The sequence below is a fragment of the Clostridium estertheticum genome (genome assembly GCF_026650985.1).
GTDB lineage: Bacteria > Bacillota > Clostridia > Clostridiales > Clostridiaceae > Clostridium_AD > Clostridium_AD estertheticum_C.
Genome location: NZ_CP086239.1, coordinates 4778414 through 4794929, shown reverse-complemented (window position 1 = coordinate 4794929; position 16516 = coordinate 4778414). Strand labels below are relative to the sequence as shown.

Here is a 16516-nt window from a genome sequence, read left to right as displayed (position 1 = left end):
TGTTTAATGCTTTAATTATATAGATCACTATAAATTATTTTAAATACTTCTAAAGCTTCTTCAATCTTATCACGCAGTAAGTATTTCTTATTTTCTAATTCTAATCTACCTTGCTCTGTGATTTTGTAAATTCTTTGTGCTTTTTTAGATTCGTTCCACTCTCCAACTATCAATTTTTCTTTTTCTAGCTTTTTTAAAAGAGGATATATTCCGCCTGTACTAGGAATCCAATGACCATTTGTTCTTTCGCCTATCTTATGAGATATATCATTTCCATTAGTTTCGCCGAGACTTAGAGTATATAACACATACAAAGGCAGCAATCCCTTTGTGAATACTTGACCCACTGCTTCTTTTTCCTTTCGAACTCTTCGAAGTTCCAAAAGTTTTTTCTTGTATTCAATGTACAATCTCTTTTCTTCGACCTTAATGTCTATCTCATTTTCTTTACTTACTTCATTAGTAGGCTTTTTATCTAAGGTTCCTCTATGCAAACCATTCCTACCAAACCTGGTCCACTATGCACACCTGATACAGGACTTATATATCCTACAAATTCTATGGAAATAACATTTGGATGTTTTCCTATTTTCTCCATTACTTGTTTTGTCTCATCTAATGCATCACCATGCAACATATAGACCCTGCATTTCTTCTCATCCAAAATCTTATTTGTAAGTTCTATAAGTTTGTTAAGAGACTGTTTTCTACCTCGTACCTTTTCGACGGTACAATACTTACCATCCTCATCAAGTGAAATTATAGGTTTGATATTTAAAAGTTCAGCTATTGTTCCTGCAACTTTCCCTATTCTTCCACCCTTTTTCAAGTATTCTAGAGTACCTACTAAAAAGTATAGATGGATTCTTTTTTTAATAGATGGAATAGCTTTAACTATTTCCTCAAAACTCTTACCTTCTTGTATAAGCTTTCCGCATTCTGTAACTATTAATCCCTCACCAAATGCTATGGATTGTGAATCACATACGTGAGTTATAATACCTGGATGATTCTCACTTGTAAGTTTCATCGCATTATATATACCAGATAAACCAGTAGATAAAGTTATTGCTATCGCATGGGTGTAACCCTCTTCTTCTAATTTTAAAAATAATTCCTCCATATCCTTCATTGATGGCAATGAGGATGTAGGTACTTCTATCTTCATATTATCATAAACATCCTGTGGTGTTATATCCACATTATCCAAATACTCTCTATCAGAATAGATAATCCTAAAGGGTAATACATTAATACTGTATTTCTCTATTAAGTCACTTCTCAAATCGCTTGTAGTGTCTGTTATAAGCGCTATCTTGTCCAAACTAACCCCTCCTACATTAAATATTATCATCATTATATCACTATAATTTATGTGTATCAATACTGATACATATGTATTCATTTATATATTAATTTGTCCAATAAATATAAATATATACAATCAATAAAATGTGGGGGACGGTTAACAACTAATGTTTGTCTCAAATGCTTAAAAGTTGGGGACAGTTAATAACTATCCCTTGTTTTTAACCCTTAACCGTGGGGACGGTTAACAACTAATGCTTGTCTTACTTATAAACTGGAATATCAAATGTTAACTTAGCCTCAGGACATAAGTCAAAATATTGTTTAATAATTTTTGTTTGACTATTTGCCCAGCTAACATCTGTTGCGTATTGATGATTAACGTCCAAATTATTCCATCTCATTTTATAAATCGTATTCTGACCTTTGCTTATATATTTTCCTGAAATAAATGCTGCTCCTCCATATATTGCCGAATCTATATCTGTCCAGGTATTTTTGAATGCCGTGCTTGTCCCAGCTGCATTCGCATCACTATCAATTGCACCAATTCCAAACAAATTAAATACAGGCATACCATAAGTATACTCACCAGTAACTTTTTTTGTACCACCATTTGCCAAAAGTGAAGTACCATGTCCTGTTTCTAGTATTGAATGACCCGCTAAGTATAAGGGATTTACATCAGATTTTTGTGCTGCATCAATAAATACTTGACCTTTGCCACTTAATGCATTATTTTCTCCAAACATTGTGTTTAATGTATCAGCACTTACACAATCAGAATAGTTAAGTTCTACAAATTGATAAATTTTAACTGGATCGTTTTCTAAATTTATTGGGTTTATATTGCTTGTAAGTTGACTTTTAATGCTATTATAATTCGTTGGAGAATTTACCCATGTATTGTTACCTTCTAATGTATACCCGAGTTTTCCATCTTTTGTTGCCGCATAAAGCCACTTGCCGCCAATACTAGCTGCTGGAGTATTTCCCATTTCTTCGCTAATAAGATCATCTAATGAAACATCATATGGTGTTAATTTAAATGTATTATTTCCCTTTGATACTATTTCATCTAATATATTAATGTTAGATATTCGCTCACTAAATTCTGCTTGCTTTGCAGCATTTTTAACTGCTTGTATAAGTCCATTTGCTTTAGTAACATCGACATTCATTTTTGATTTCTCAGCAATACTTACTGCTGCTTCTTCCGCAACTTCTGCTATTTTTTCATCTGCGTTTGCTTGAAGATCAGCTATTTTACCTTCTGCTGCTACTAATGTACTAAGTTTTGTAACTAAAAGCTTTTGTGCACTAGTTACTGATGCATAAGCATTTCTAACTGCTACTACGCCTGTTTTATTTGCTAATGTTAAAGCATTTAATGTTGGCAATGCTATTATTTTAGTATCTACTGCTTTTGCAGAAGCTATATCAGCTGCATTAGGTTTTACTCCAACTAAAACATTAACTTTTACAGATGGCTTTGTTCCAGTTACGCCACTTGGAAGTGCATAAACACCAGTAAATATGTATGTTGCTGTTTTAGTTCCATCATAAATAGAGCTTGTCCAAGTAACGCTTACGTCTTTAGTTGTATTATCACTTAATTTAAGTGTTACTGTTGTTGGAAGTCCAACATTTGCAGCTGTTACCCCATATATTACATTTTTATCAGCAATAGAACTAACAGATTGAACTGTTATTATATCCACCTGTTCTTTATCTCCAACATCGAAATTAGATGTCCCATCATCATTTTTATAAGTTACAGCTGGTATAATATTTGCATTAATTATTGATTCTGAAATATTACTTTTCCAATTTCCCTCAAAATCTTTAATATAAACTTCTCCGCCAGCTATTATTGCACTAGCAATCTCATTAGCATTTGCCTGATCATTAGCGTACTTTAAATCAAAAGCTTTGTTACCTATAACAACACTACCACTTCCCATTGCTGCAAATGTCGTAATGGATGTTGAACCTGCTATCATTAAAGCAGCAATAATTGAACTCGTAATTCTCTTATTCATTAATATATACCCCCATCTTCTATGTTCTAATTTTGATATTCTCTTACTCTTTACCTAATACCCCAATAAAATATTAGTAATATTAAAATCTTCTTCATAAGTTAAAAAATGATAAACTTTTTCAATTGTTTACACTCATATAACGCTTACAATTGTAATTTAGTTGCATTTTTATATTGTTTTATATAAAATTTGTAAAATATTATAAGATATTTATCCGTATGCTCAAATAAACCATTATTCTTATTATCGAGTTTATTTAAAACAACTTAACATATAATTTTGCTCATTTGTCATCCTATTTTCATGAATAAAGCATATAAAAAAATACGTATAGATCAGATACTTTTTTAAGAGTACCTATTCTATACATATAAATTTATGTTAATCATATTTTGCTCATAAAGAGACCAAATTTTATTTAGTTACTTCCACTAAACCAGAAACATATTTTACAACTTCTATCTCACTATAAAATACTTTTGAATACTCCATAGGTTTTCTTCCAATTATAAATGCCATTATATTATTATCTACAGCAGCTTTTATTTTATCAAAAGTTCCACCTTGAACTCCGCTATCCTTCATAAGTATTGCTTTGGCCCTATATTCATTAATAAAGCCACAATTCAGTTCATATCCTACTGGTCCCTTCATTGCCACTATATCCTCAACTGCAACACCTAGGTCTAAAATCTCTACTAATACTTTAACTGATGGTAACACTCTATGTATTACTCTATTCTTTAAATTAAAGTCTAAAATTTTAACTATATTTCTGCTACCTGTGGTATTAAGAATAGTTCCATCTATCGTTTTTAGATGCTCATAAAGACTCTCATAATCTTCCACCACAACAACATTTTTATTATCCTTAAACTCATTAAGAACTGGTGGTCTCTCATATCTAACATATTGTACTCCATAAACTCTACAGGCTTCGATTGCATTTTCTGTAATTTCTAGCGCATATGGATGGGATGCATCAATTAAAATTTTTATATCATTCTTTTTTATAACTTCCATAAGTCCAACTAAATCTAATGGTTTTTCATTAAAAACTTTATATTTATAATCCTTCAAAAGCTCTGCACCATATGCTGTAGCTGTTGATATGAAAATATCCTCTGTAAATTTATTTAACCCTGAGAGAATATTTTTTCCTTCTGAAGTACCTACAATTAAACCTATCATCATCATTCACTCCTGTCACCCTTAATAGTGTTCGTGGGAAAGCAGGGACAAAATAGTGGGGACGGTTAACAACTAATTAGTGTTTATGATGCCTAAAATCACGAACAAAAGCGGTGGTTAAAAGCGAAAAAAAGCAGATAAAAGCGGGGACAGTTAATAACTTTCCCCTATTTATTGTTATGATAAAAACTTATTAGTTGTTAACCGTCCCTCCACTCCACCCCTCACCTTCCTCTGTTATTCTAAACGTTATATCCTCTTGGTGTTATAAATTTACCATCTTTTACGTAACTCTGACTGTTACCAATTATAACAATTGATAACATATCAGCTATGTTATCGTCAAAAGTATCTAGTGTTGAGATACTTACTTCTTGTCCATCTCGAAGTGCATTTTTAACTACAGCTATTGGAGTAGTTCCATCTCTGTGCATTTTTATTATATTTATACATTCTCTTAAATAATGAGGTCTCCCTTTACTTTTAGGATTGTACAATGATATAACAAAATCACCTTCTGCGGCTAAATTTACCCTATTTTGAATTAATTCGTATGGAGTCATTAAGTCACTTAAACTTATATTACAGTTATCATGCATTAATGGTGCACCAAGTACCGACGCTGCTGCAGATGAGGCCGTAACCCCTGGAATAACTTCAACTTCTTCATCCACTCTTAGCTGAAGAATTAGCCCTGCCATTCCATAAATCCCAGAATCACCAGTACTTACCACACTCACAATCTTATCATGGCTAAGCTCTAACGCTTTCTTGCATCTCTCTTCCTCACCCTTCATGCCTGTTGAGAATATTTCTTTGCCAGCGAGTAGAGGTTTTATCATATCTATATATTTGTTATAACCTACAATTATATCACTTTGTTTTATGGCGTCCATTGCTCTTATTGTCATATGTGGAAGTCCACCCGGACCTATTCCAATTACATATAATTTTCCCAATTTATCGTCTCCTTCACTCCCTATTTTTTTCCTTCCCTAAACATATGCGTAAATGTCTTATCATACAGAAGGCTTTTCTCATATTCACAATCTATGAAATCACCTACAAGAATTTGAGCGCATTTTGTTATTTTAGCTTCTTTTACTTTATCTGCTATATCATCTAAAGTTCCAATAATAGCTCTTTCATCTGCCCACGTAGCTCTCTCAATGACAGCTATTGGAACATTCCTACCATAACCTGCCTTAAGTTTTGCAACTACTTTATCTATCATACTTATAGATAAGAAAATGGCCATTGATGCCCCAATTGACGCAAGCTTTTCTAAATCCTCAGTTTCTGGCACCGGAGTTCTGCCCTCAACCCTTGTAAGAATAAGGGTTTGAGTTACACTCGGAAGCGTAAATTCTTTTTTGATAACAGATGCTGCAGCCGAGAAGGAGCTCACCCCTGGCACAATAGAATAATCTATATTTAATTTATCTAACTCGTCCATCTGCTCTTTTATTGCTCCATATATAGCTGGGTCTCCGGTATGAAGTCTTACTACACTTTTATTCTCGCTATCCGCTTTTTTCATAACCTCAATAACATCCTCAAGAGTCATCGAAGCTGAATTGTGAACTACTACTTCTTTTTTGCAAAATGTGATATGCTCTGCACTTACAAGCGATCCCGCATAAATAACTACATCGGCAGTCGATAATATATTTCTTCCCTTAACTGTAATTAAATCCACATCACCTGGGCCTGCACCAATAAAATAAACCATTAAATTCACCTTCCTTTTAGAATAGTTATTACCTGTCCCCACCTATTGTTTTGAGGATTAGTTCTTAACTGTCCCTACCTTTATTCTTTCTTCGCAATTATTAAACTCATATATTCTTTATTTTTTAATATATCTTCGCGACATCGAAGGACTTCTTGTCCTTCTCTACCAGCTCTTTTAACATATACATATTTATAACCCTTCGCTTCTAGGCAATCTAAAACTTCTTCTTCGATTTTATAAACCTTCATAATTACTAGGAATTTTTCATCCTTTATAGTATCGAGCCTTGATGCTGGAAGTATTAAAAGCGGTTCGTTCCCAATTACTAAATATTCATTAGCAATGCTTGCGCAAGCACAAAATGAGGTTATACCAGGAATTGTTTCAACTTCATACCCACTTTCCTTAATATAATTTAAAAGATATATATATGTGCTATATACAAATGGATCTCCTATAGTTAAGAAAGCTACATCTTTTCCAGCTTTTAATTTCTCTTCAATAGACTTAAAAGCTTCATAAATCTTCGCTTCCTGCTCTGCTCCACCCATAGGAAAATGTTTAACTAACACTTCTGAGTCCTTGTTAATATATTCCTCTGCTATTTCATGGGCTATGCTTTTCCCACCATTCATAGCACTTGGAACTACTATAACATCACATTTCCCAATAGTTTTAATTGCCTTTATCGTAAGCAGTTCCTTGTCTCCAGGTCCTACCCCTACCCCATATAATTTTGCCATTTTAATCCCTCCATCTCTAGTAAAATAGTCTCTATCCATATCTTCTTAATCGTCCTTAACAAATTAATTATAAGTCAGTGCTTTAATATATTATTATGTAGCTAATTAATTTATATTTTCTATGACAACCACACTAAGATCATCAAAAACTTTATCCTTAATTTCTTCAACTGTACCTTTTATTATTTTTTCATCCACATAAGATAATTCTAGGCCAACATAAATCGTAGCTTTAATATTATTATCAAAAAGTTTTCTACATAAAGCTTGTGGTGAATTACTTTTATCGGTAAGCCAAACAGATATCTCATGATTTTGCACAATCTCTATAAAATCTTCTTGCCTTCCGTGCATACTACCTAGATGAGCATTTTGCCATGGTTTTTTGAGCTTACACATTAAATATTGAAAAGAACTTATACCTGGAACTACCTCTGTTTCGCCTTTAAAGTTATTATTTATATAGTTTACTATACCATAAAAACACGGATCACCCGATGCTATTATTGCGATATCTTTATCAATATTTTCTGTTATATAATCCATAATATTCTTTAATGTTTTAACTATTATCTTTTGAACATTAGTTTTAGGTATACTCGCTACAGCTCTTTCAAACCCTATGATTACATCAACCTTTTCCATAGTCTCTACTGCCAAAGGGATAATATATTTGGGGTTTCCAGGCCCAATACCCACTATATAAACCATATTTTTTGCAACCTTTCACTATTTATTCATGCATTAATTGTTAACTGTCCCTGTTTATTTGATTGATTATCTGTTTAGTTTCTTGTTCGTTAGGATAAGCATTATGTTCATTAGTTGTTAACCGTCCCTACTTATTTTCCCTAGTGTCATACAAAATCCCTTTATTCATAGAAAACATAATAACTTCTGCTGGAATAGTTTCGTATGTATACTGGAACAATCTTTTCTTTACCTTATTTGTTATATTTTCATATATTTCATTGTAATCATCCTCTAATAACTTTATTGCGCCTTCAGTAGTTTTTTCTTTATAAACCTTAGCTACAATATCAGTAGGAGCGCCTATTAAAGCTAGTTCTAGTGCTATTACTTCTAGCCTCACATCGCATACCCTACTATGAGTTTGAAAACATCCCGCTGCTATCTTACATGCTTTTCCTATATGCCCTATAAGAAGAATGTTTTCTATATGTTTTTCCATGCAACTATTTAAAGCAAATCCTATATAGTTTGAAACCATTACTATATTATCAGATCTAAGCCCTATCTTCGACGCCATATCTTCCCCCATGTTACCAAAAACCAAGGTGAGATCTTTATGCCCAGCGGCTACCTTTTGAGATATTTCTATATTAATAGATTCTGTAAGGGCTTCCTGTGACATTGGTGTCACAATTCCTGTTGTTCCTAATATTGATATGCCACCTTCAATTCCAAGCCTTGGATTAAAAGTTTTCTTGGCTACCTCTTCCCCCTCGGGTACGAATACAGTTATTGTAATCCCGACGTCTTTCGGCAGCACTTCCCTTACTTCTTTTTCTATCATTTTTCTAGGAACCGGGTTAATTGCCCAATCACCCTTAGGTACATATAATCCTTCTCCCCTAACTATCCCAATGCCTTTTCCACCTTTTAATGTATATCCTGATTCTGATTTTTCAGCTCTTGACCAGATTTCCATGCCGTGAGTTGCATCAGGATCATCTCCACCATCTTTTATAATGCAACACTCTACAAAGTTTTCACCTTTTACTACCTTATATATTGGAAGCAATAGTTCTATACCCTTTGGGGTGTCTATCTTTATCTCATCTATATCAGTATCATAAAACAATATCTGCGTAGCTGCTTTTGCGGCCGCCGCCGCGCAAGATCCAGTTGTATATCCACACCTAAGTTTTTTACCATTAAAATTAACATATAAATCAAGCATTATCATGTACCCCCTGCTAAGGTTGTTATTTATTTTAGGTTATCGACATAATCTTTTGCTTCCTTTAATCCAAATCCAGTAACCTCTCTACATTTTTTTATCGCCTTAATTTTTCCATCTTTATCTATGATACTTTTTAACTCATCGTCTAAAGGATCTTCTGGAATTCCAACCTGCTTTGCGATCTTGATTAAATTTGAATTCATGCGAGTTATATGTTTTTGCAATGAATCAATCTTATTTGTAAGTATTGAAATATAAAGTACAATTACACATAGTATTAGATAATCCATGTTATATCTCATCTCCCCTATTATTGTAATAGTATATAATTTTATAAACAAAGTTTTAAGCTACGTGCTAACTTCTATCCACTATCATATACATTAATGCATTTAATATAGATGCAGCCACAGTGCTTCCACCTTTTCTTCCCCTGACAACAATCATTGGGATGTCCAATTTTTCAATTTCTATTTTAGATTCTGCAGCTCCCACAAAACCAATAGGTGTCGCTATTATAAATTTAGCATTACATTTTCCTTCCTCAATTAATTCCTTTAATCTAAATAAAGCTGTAGGTGCATTACCAAAAATAAAGAACTCAACACCATCTTCTACCGCTTTCTCAACCGCTGCCATAGAACGTGTAATGTGACGTGCTTTAGCAATTTCAGCAACCTTTTCATCACTAACAAAACATAAGGCATTGCAATTCAAATCTTTAAGAGCTTTTTTGTTTATACCTGCTAACGCCATTTTTGTATCAGTATATATAGTTACTCCTTTTTTAAGTAACTCTACAGCTGCGTCTATTGCTCCATCTCGAATATATAATATATTTCTATAATCAAAATCTGCCGTAGTATGTATTACTCTTTTAATTATTGAAAGTTCTCTAGGGGAATATTCATGTTCTCCCATTTCTTGTCCAATAATTTCAAAACTTCTCTTTTCTATGTCCATAGGAATTTTTATGTAATCCATATTTTAATCTCCTTTTGTTTTAGAATCAGATGGGGACGGTTAACAATTAATTGACCCAAAAGTTGGGCTAAAGTTGGGGGACGGTTAACAACTAATCGACTTAATCCACCTATTTAAAAAAATTTTCAAACCATAATAAGTTTCCAAAAAAGTGCACATGTCCATATACCGCTATAGTGTTTTTTTTAATATAGCCACATGACCAATTTTTTTCGCTCCTGTCATAAACGTCTTTAGAAAGTTTAAATATTTTTTCTTCTTGTAAATCAACAAATGATTTATGAAACTCATGGCAGTTTATACTCATATCTTTTGGCAAAATAGTATTTTCTACCTCTACCTTAATCTTTGCATATCCAAAATTCTGAAGTTTCGTGGTTAAGGAATAATACCCATCAAAAAAGCCAACAGTTTTATGTGTTATTTGTTCTTCGCCTAGATTCTTTTCCCCTAAAGTAAGGTACATTAATCCCCCACATTCAGCGTAACAGTGTAGTCCACCATCTAGAGCCTTTTTAATACTGTAAAGCATAGATGTATTTTCAGATAACTCCTTTATAAATACCTCAGGGTACCCCCCACCTAAATAAAGAAAATCAATATTGCTCGGTAGTTCATTATCAATAAGTGGACTAAAGTATATAACTTCTCCCAATTCCTCTAGAAGCTCTAAATTTTCTTTATAATAAAAACTAAAAGCTTTATCGTAGGCTACAGCTATTCTTTTTTCATTATTTTCAACATGAAAATCATCTATATATTTCTTACTTTCATTAAATTGTTCTAATAATAGATTCATATCCAAATGTTTTTCTAATAATTTGGCACAAACTTCAATTTTTTCCTCAAGATCCTCTATTTCACTACTTTGAATTAACCCTAAATGCCTACTTTTCAAAGATAATCTCTCATCTTTAGGAAGATAACCTAAAACTTTTATTTTACAATTTTTATCAATTGCCGATTTAAGCAAATTATAGTAACTCTCTGTTATGTTATTTAATATTATGCCACGTATATTCGCATCTTTAAAATTAACTATTCCATTTATTTCTGCACAAAAGGTTGCTACCTGAGCTTTTGGAGACAGTACAAGTATAATCGGTAAATCTAAAACCTTAGACACATGATATGTAGAATATGCTGTATCTATGCCTTTGCCATCATATAATCCCATTACGCCTTCAACTACCCCTAAATCACCGCGGCCTCTAGAAAAGCTAGCCTTAACTCCGGCCTCTCCCATAAGATATAAATCCAGATTTCTTGAATCTTGTCCCGTTATCTTTGAATGAAAAGCCGAGTCTATATAATCAGGCCCTACTTTATAACCCTGCACCTTGAAGTCCCTATTTTTTAAAGCTTTCATAATTCCAAGAGTTACTGTAGTTTTACCACCACCACTTGCATTTGACGCTATAACTATACTCTTCATTTACACTCACATCCTTTTATGGACTGGCCCTTAAAGTAAATTAGTTGTTAACTGCCCCTCAAGTTTTGACTCATCCTTAAGTTCAATTAGTTGTTAACCGTCCCTCAAGTTTAGCCTAAAGTTCTAATTTTTTTAAACAACGAATCAATTTTTCATTTCTGACATTATCCTTAATAGCTAGCCTTATAAACTGTTTGTCCAATCCCCTAAAATTGTCTGCTTTTCTTATAACAAAACCTTGATCTAAACATAGTTTATAAAACCCATCTGCATCTACTTCTTTTAATTTACATAATACAAAATTACCATAGGTTAAAAAGACCTTATCTATAAATGAGATACTATTTAACGCTTTTAAGAAAATAGGTCTTTCATCTCTTATCCATTGTTTGCTTTTTTCAATATACTCAACATCCTTTAGCACATTAATTGCTGCAACTTCTGCAAAACAGTTTATATTCCAAGGGTTTTGCTTATCTTTAATTCTTTTTATTAATTTAGCATCACTACTCACTCCATACCCAAATCTTATGCCTGGCATTGCGAAAAATTTGGTTAAGGCCCTTATTATAAATAAGCATTTATATGTTTTAAGACTCTTCGCAAAACTGTGCAAATCATCCCCCGTAAATTCTATAAAAGCCTCATCTATTATTATGACTTTGTTATTACTCTCACAATAATCAAGGATCTTTTGGAACTTAGCTTTATCAATGATATTACCATTAGGATTGTTAGGATTAGCTAGAATTACCCCTTCTACATTCCGTAATTTATTAAGGATATCCTCATAATCATAAGAGAGCTGCGCATATTTATGCTTTAGCAAAACAGTCCCATTAAAATTCTCTTTCAAGTGAGAATATTCTATATTACAAGCCCACTTTTTAGCGTCAATTTCATACTCCACAAAGGAAGGTACTACAATTAGTACACTTCTAAGGCAAGATATAACTAAATCAATTATTTCAGCGGCTCCATTTCCTAAAACAAAATACTCCTCTGGGCAACTAATATATTTGCCGAGTGCCTTTAATACATTCCTATATTGAATATCTGGATACCTAGTTAATGCATCTACAGCAAAACTAATATTGTCAGTAAAACTTTTAGGAACGCCAAGTGGATTTATATTAGAACTATAATCTATTAGTTCTCGTCCCTCAAGTAATCCATTAGTATAAATATCTCCACCATGTACCATAAATACCTTCCTTTCTTTGGGCTCGCCCTGTACTTTATACTTTCATCTACAAGTAGCCACGAATGCTTTTAAATACCTTTATGTGTTTTTCCTACATTTTTAAATTTTTCATTAATTACATCATTAATATGTTGTATATAAATATCTTGAACGCCAATATTTTCTCCAAGTCCATGTAGATATATCCTTACTTTAAAGCCCTCTGCTTCTAAAATATTTTTCCATGACTCTTCCTTTTCCCCAACCATATCATTTTTAACATGATCTCCTGCAACTAAAAGCAGCGGCATCAGAATAACTTCTTTAGTTCCCTGATCTATAACATTTGGTATTACTCTATCCAAAGTTGGATACCCCTCTACTGTTGCTACATGAACGTTTTTAAACCCTCTGTCCCTTAGAACACTTTCGAAGCAACAATATACTGCATTCGCAATATGGTTTGTACCATGCCCCATTAAGATTACTGTGTCATCTTTTGGTAATTGCTTTGATAAAACATCCACCATTATCGTGTAGTCATCTGGTACGCCATCTTCTTCTCCCTTAAAACATATAAGAGGCCTTCCTACCAAAATGTTGTCAAATGCATTACATTCTTTATATTTGTTAACTACATTATTTACATAATCAAATTCTGCTCCCGGAATAACATGCAAAGGCTGAACAATTACCTCATTATAACCTTCATTTCTCAGTTTTTCCAAAGCTTCCTCTGGTGTATCTATATAAATATTATCTCTATTTTTAAGAACCTTAAGAATAACATGCGAAGTAAACGCTCTTCTTATATCATAATCTTCAAAGGTATTTTTTATTTTATTTTCTATTACATCAATAGTTACTTTTCTTGTGTCTTCATATGTTGTTCCAAAACTTACAACTAAAATTGCTTTCTTCATTGTTTTCTTCCACCTTATCATGTATTTTTCGGAATTTTGAACTCTGCTTGCTCCTAATATCTTTTCAAAAAAACAAAAAGTAGTTCACTTAAGATAGCGACTACTTTTTAATTAATTCGTAATAAAATTAACTGCATTAAAAAGTTCTTTCCCTCCGAAAGCTTTGTTAACATCATTTAGGCAGGTCTCCTGGCTTTTGATTTCTCAATTACAGTAGCGGGGGCTGCTGCGGATTTAAACCACATTCCCTTTTCACCTAATACTCTAGGCACCTAAAATTATATTCTATTGTACTATTAGTTTATTATAATTAAGTGTTGGTGTCAATATCATTGTAAAACTTAAGGGTTGAATGATTTTCTTTAGTCCCAAGGGAGGTAGGTGAGGGACGGTTAACAACTATTTGCTGTTTTAGATAACATCTAAGGTGGGGACGGTTAACAACTAATGAACATTAACCTAAAAAAAATGAATAGCATTATACTCCATGGGAAACAATTAAAATAATACTTTATGAGGAGAGGTGATTTTTGTGCCAAGAACAGCAAGAGTAAAAACAGATGAGTCGATATTTCATATCATGTGCAAAAGTATAAGCGAAGTAACTTTATTCAAAGACGATGAAGACAAGAAGCGGTATTTATTACTTATAAAGAAGTATAAAACTCTCCATAATTTTAAGCTTTATGGGTACTGTCTTATGGATAACCACGCCCATTTAATGATTGATGCTAATGGCTGTGATATATCAAAAATAATGCATGGTATAAATTTTTCTTATGCAATGTACTTTAATAGAAAATATAAAAGGGAAGGACACCTTTTTAAAGATAGATTTAAGAGTAAAATAGTTAATAATGATAAATATTTAAGGACATTGTCTCTTTACATTCACAATAATCCTACTGCCATAGTAGAATATAAAGATTCTCCTGAAAAATACCTTTTTTCTAGTCTATCAATATTTTTAGGAAAAACACCTGATTCCTTTAATCTAGTTGATAATGTATTTGTTATGAGTCTCTTTGGCAATACCCTTAAAAGTGCAAGGAAAAATTACTATGACCTTCTCTTTAGATGTAATGAAGAAAAATTAGAACAGGAACTGGAATTTGAAAATGAAGAAACAGATTATAATAGCGAAAGAACTATTCTGATACGAAACTTTAAGTCAGAAGATATATTAGAATTTATATCATCAAAAATGAATATATCAAAGATTCATCTTAATACGAAGTACAGTAGAAAATTTGTACATGCAAAAGCTTTAGCTGTTGTTTTAATGAGAAGTCTGTGTAATTTTAAAACAAAAGACATATCTAACACGCTTGGAAATATCACGCAAGCTAGAATATCTAGATTAAGCACTATTGGTATAGATTTAATTGGGACAGAAGAAAAATATGAAAATATTATTAATGATTTTATTAAATGCTATGCTTAATTTTTATTAATTCTCATATTAAAGAAATTTATAAAAATTTCAGAATAATAATTAACTATATTTATTTGGGTTAACATTGGACAAGCTTGGAAAATACGCTGTTTATTAAAACACAAAATAAAAATACTAGACTAGTTAGTTAATTTAGTAGTAAAAAGGTGCAAATTCAAAAAAATTTACACCTAAATAAAAGCTAATTAATTGTTAACCGTCCCCCGTTATGCCCACCTAAATTATTGCTATAAACAAAATCATTGTTAAAATCTCAACTAATTCATTATTAGCTCCCAAACTGTCACCTGTGAGTCCTGTAATTTTACTCTCACAGAATTTATTAAATAAGAAGCTTAAAAATAACGCTGGAATTATTAATATAACACTATTTTTGATTCCTATTAATAAAGTTCCAAGTATAATAGTTATTACCCCTGCAATTACTAGTCTTTTAACATCAATATTGCCAATAAATATATTACCTGAACCTGTCTCTTTAGCATTTTTACCTATAAAAGATATAAATACCACAGTAAATCTTGCAATTATTGGAGCCGCAATTAATATAAGCGGTAAATCAATTTGTATGATAGTAGTCACCGCCGCATAACGTACTAACATGTCAGATACTATAGCGATGGTCGCGTAAGTCCCTACTGAACTATCTTTCATAACTTCTATTATTTTGTATTTATCACCTTTTAACGAAAAGAAGCCATCACATGTATCGCCAAGTCCATCAACATGCAATCCTCCAGTAATAATTATTGGTATTATAACTACAAATACTGCTGTAATGTTTACTGGTAACACTTTTATTAACAGATAATAAACTATCCATTGAACGATTCCTATAAATAATCCCACTATAGGAAAAAATATAGATCCTCGCTTAAAATTTTCTTTCTCACAGTTTAAACTTTTATTTATAGGTATTCGCGTAAAAAACTGAAAAAACAGTAAAAAATCATTTAAATATTCTCTCATTTTATTGCTTGCGACGAGCTGCCATCGCAAAGCTCACCTCTTTCCTATATAGTAATAATTATTTTAATTTTAAAGGTAATCCACAAGAAACTAGATATACCTCATCGCTTTGACTCGCTATGTATTGATTTACGTACCCAGCTATATCCCTAAATACTCTGCTAAGCTTATTCTCGGGTATAAGCCCAGAACCTACTTCATTAGTTACCATAACTAAATTAATATTTGCTACCCTAGCCTTTAATATTAACTTTTCAAACTGAGTTTTTATATCATCTAGCAATTCATCTATTTTTCCCATAGATATTTTATCAAAATCTATTTTTTCCTTAAACATTAAGTTAGTTATCATAATTGTAACGCAATCAAGCAATATATTGTTTATATCGTATTTCTCTATAGCCTTATCCAAATCATAAAAACCCTCATAGGTTGTCCATCTTGAGTTTCTCGAATCTATATGCTTTTTTATCCGATCACCCATTTCCTCATCTGTAACTATCGCAGTTGCAATATATAAGACATCATCAGTATTTTCGAAGAAACTTTCAGCAAAACTACTTTTCCCACTTCGACTTCCACCAGTTACTAAAATTATTTTGTTCATCCAAACTCAA

Annotated in this window: 17 protein-coding genes and 1 riboswitch; of the genes, 1 reads left to right on the top strand and 16 read right to left on the bottom strand. The window is 32.2% G+C overall.

The genetic code is table 11. The features are described 5' to 3' along the window. Positions 1–11: 11 nt before the first annotated feature. The 14 genes from LL038_RS23015 to LL038_RS22950 all read right to left on the bottom strand — a co-directional run bounded on the left by LL038_RS23015 (position 12) and on the right by LL038_RS22950 (position 13474). Positions 12–494 carry a PadR family transcriptional regulator gene (locus LL038_RS23015; protein ID WP_216122690.1) on the bottom strand — a complete coding sequence of 161 codons (483 nt, stop codon included), beginning with the start codon at positions 492–494 and terminating at the stop codon, positions 12–14. After that, positions 476–1324 (bottom strand): DegV family protein, encoded by an 849-nt coding sequence (locus tag LL038_RS23010; protein WP_216122688.1) that lies wholly within the window; start codon positions 1322–1324, stop codon positions 476–478. The genes LL038_RS23015 and LL038_RS23010 overlap by 19 nt, the downstream gene beginning before the upstream one ends. 247 nt (positions 1325–1571) lie before the next feature. Continuing rightward, a complete protein-coding gene (locus LL038_RS23005) occupies positions 1572–3350 on the bottom strand; it encodes a glucosaminidase domain-containing protein (RefSeq protein ID WP_216122686.1) in 1779 nt (592 codons plus the stop codon). A gap of 417 nt (positions 3351–3767) precedes the next feature. Then, positions 3768–4544 (bottom strand): cobalt-precorrin-6A reductase, encoded by a 777-nt coding sequence (locus LL038_RS23000; RefSeq protein ID WP_216122684.1) that lies wholly within the window; start codon positions 4542–4544, stop codon positions 3768–3770. Between the two features lie 242 nt (positions 4545–4786). Continuing rightward, on the bottom strand, positions 4787–5503 hold the full coding sequence (cobJ, locus tag LL038_RS22995; RefSeq protein WP_216122682.1) for a precorrin-3B C(17)-methyltransferase: 717 nt from the start codon (positions 5501–5503) through the stop codon (positions 4787–4789). 20 nt (positions 5504–5523) lie between these two features. Then, the gene (gene cobM, locus LL038_RS22990; RefSeq protein WP_216122680.1) at positions 5524–6276 is read right to left on the bottom strand and encodes a precorrin-4 C(11)-methyltransferase; all 753 of its coding nucleotides are present in this window, start codon (positions 6274–6276) and stop codon (positions 5524–5526) included. A gap of 80 nt (positions 6277–6356) precedes the next feature. Next, positions 6357–7022, bottom strand: coding sequence for a cobalt-factor II C(20)-methyltransferase (locus LL038_RS22985; protein ID WP_071614265.1), 666 nt, complete (start codon positions 7020–7022; stop codon positions 6357–6359). A 105-nt stretch (positions 7023–7127) separates the two neighbouring features. Continuing rightward, on the bottom strand, positions 7128–7733 hold the full coding sequence (gene cbiE / locus LL038_RS22980; protein WP_216122672.1) for a precorrin-6y C5,15-methyltransferase (decarboxylating) subunit CbiE: 606 nt from the start codon (positions 7731–7733) through the stop codon (positions 7128–7130). 127 nt (positions 7734–7860) lie between these two features. Beyond that, positions 7861–8946: a cobalt-precorrin-5B (C(1))-methyltransferase CbiD gene (cbiD, locus tag LL038_RS22975; protein WP_216122670.1), complete on the bottom strand. Its 1086-nt coding sequence runs from the start codon at positions 8944–8946 to the stop codon at positions 7861–7863. A 29-nt stretch (positions 8947–8975) separates the two neighbouring features. Continuing rightward, a complete protein-coding gene (locus LL038_RS22970) occupies positions 8976–9251 on the bottom strand; it encodes a ribosomal protein L7/L12 (RefSeq protein WP_216122668.1) in 276 nt (91 codons plus the stop codon). A 55-nt stretch (positions 9252–9306) separates the two neighbouring features. After that, entirely contained in the window at positions 9307–9933 is a 627-nt protein-coding gene (locus tag LL038_RS22965) for a precorrin-8X methylmutase (RefSeq protein ID WP_216122666.1), read from the bottom strand. Positions 9934–10042: 109 nt separating this feature from the next. Next, a complete protein-coding gene (locus LL038_RS22960) occupies positions 10043–11368 on the bottom strand; it encodes a cobyrinate a,c-diamide synthase (RefSeq protein ID WP_216122663.1) in 1326 nt (441 codons plus the stop codon). 115 nt (positions 11369–11483) lie between these two features. Next, positions 11484–12572 carry a pyridoxal phosphate-dependent aminotransferase gene (locus LL038_RS22955; protein ID WP_216122661.1) on the bottom strand — a complete coding sequence of 363 codons (1089 nt, stop codon included), beginning with the start codon at positions 12570–12572 and terminating at the stop codon, positions 11484–11486. Positions 12573–12640: 68 nt separating this feature from the next. Continuing rightward, on the bottom strand, positions 12641–13474 hold the full coding sequence (locus tag LL038_RS22950; RefSeq protein ID WP_216122659.1) for a sirohydrochlorin cobaltochelatase: 834 nt from the start codon (positions 13472–13474) through the stop codon (positions 12641–12643). 161 nt (positions 13475–13635) lie between these two features. Beyond that, positions 13636–13765: riboswitch (cobalamin riboswitch) on the bottom strand. 241 nt (positions 13766–14006) lie between these two features. Here LL038_RS22950 and LL038_RS22945 point away from each other — a divergent pair. Then, positions 14007–14918 carry a transposase gene (locus LL038_RS22945; protein ID WP_268055941.1) on the top strand — a complete coding sequence of 304 codons (912 nt, stop codon included), beginning with the start codon at positions 14007–14009 and terminating at the stop codon, positions 14916–14918. 228 nt (positions 14919–15146) lie between these two features. Here the strand turns inward: LL038_RS22945 and cobS are convergent, their stop codons facing one another. Beyond that, on the bottom strand, positions 15147–15899 hold the full coding sequence (cobS, locus tag LL038_RS22940) for an adenosylcobinamide-GDP ribazoletransferase (RefSeq protein WP_216122655.1): 753 nt from the start codon (positions 15897–15899) through the stop codon (positions 15147–15149). A 58-nt stretch (positions 15900–15957) separates the two neighbouring features. Further along, positions 15958–16506, bottom strand: coding sequence for a bifunctional adenosylcobinamide kinase/adenosylcobinamide-phosphate guanylyltransferase (gene cobU / locus LL038_RS22935; RefSeq protein WP_216122653.1), 549 nt, complete (start codon positions 16504–16506; stop codon positions 15958–15960). Positions 16507–16516 lie beyond the last annotated feature (10 nt).

Excerpts from the sequence above, each read along its gene's own strand:
- LL038_RS23005 (WP_216122686.1), bottom strand. The coding sequence starts at position 3,350 with ATGAATAAGAGAATTACGAGTTCAATTATTGCTGCTTTAATGATAGCA.
- LL038_RS23000 (WP_216122684.1), bottom strand. The coding sequence starts at position 4,544 with ATGATAGGTTTAATTGTAGGTACTTCAGAAGGAAAAAATATTCTCTCA.
- cobM (WP_216122680.1), bottom strand. The coding sequence starts at position 6,276 with ATGGTTTATTTTATTGGTGCAGGCCCAGGTGATGTGGATTTAATTACA.
- LL038_RS22985 (WP_071614265.1), bottom strand. The coding sequence starts at position 7,022 with ATGGCAAAATTATATGGGGTAGGGGTAGGACCTGGAGACAAGGAACTG.
- cbiE (WP_216122672.1), bottom strand. The coding sequence starts at position 7,733 with ATGGTTTATATAGTGGGTATTGGGCCTGGAAACCCCAAATATATTATC.
- cbiD (WP_216122670.1), bottom strand. The coding sequence starts at position 8,946 with ATGCTTGATTTATATGTTAATTTTAATGGTAAAAAACTTAGGTGTGGA.
- LL038_RS22970 (WP_216122668.1), bottom strand. The coding sequence starts at position 9,251 with ATGAGATATAACATGGATTATCTAATACTATGTGTAATTGTACTTTAT.
- LL038_RS22965 (WP_216122666.1), bottom strand. The coding sequence starts at position 9,933 with ATGGATTACATAAAAATTCCTATGGACATAGAAAAGAGAAGTTTTGAA.
- LL038_RS22960 (WP_216122663.1), bottom strand. The coding sequence starts at position 11,368 with ATGAAGAGTATAGTTATAGCGTCAAATGCAAGTGGTGGTGGTAAAACT.
- LL038_RS22955 (WP_216122661.1), bottom strand. The coding sequence starts at position 12,572 with ATGGTACATGGTGGAGATATTTATACTAATGGATTACTTGAGGGACGA.
- LL038_RS22950 (WP_216122659.1), bottom strand. The coding sequence starts at position 13,474 with ATGAAGAAAGCAATTTTAGTTGTAAGTTTTGGAACAACATATGAAGAC.
- cobS (WP_216122655.1), bottom strand. The coding sequence starts at position 15,899 with ATGAGAGAATATTTAAATGATTTTTTACTGTTTTTTCAGTTTTTTACG.
- cobU (WP_216122653.1), bottom strand. The coding sequence starts at position 16,506 with ATGAACAAAATAATTTTAGTAACTGGTGGAAGTCGAAGTGGGAAAAGT.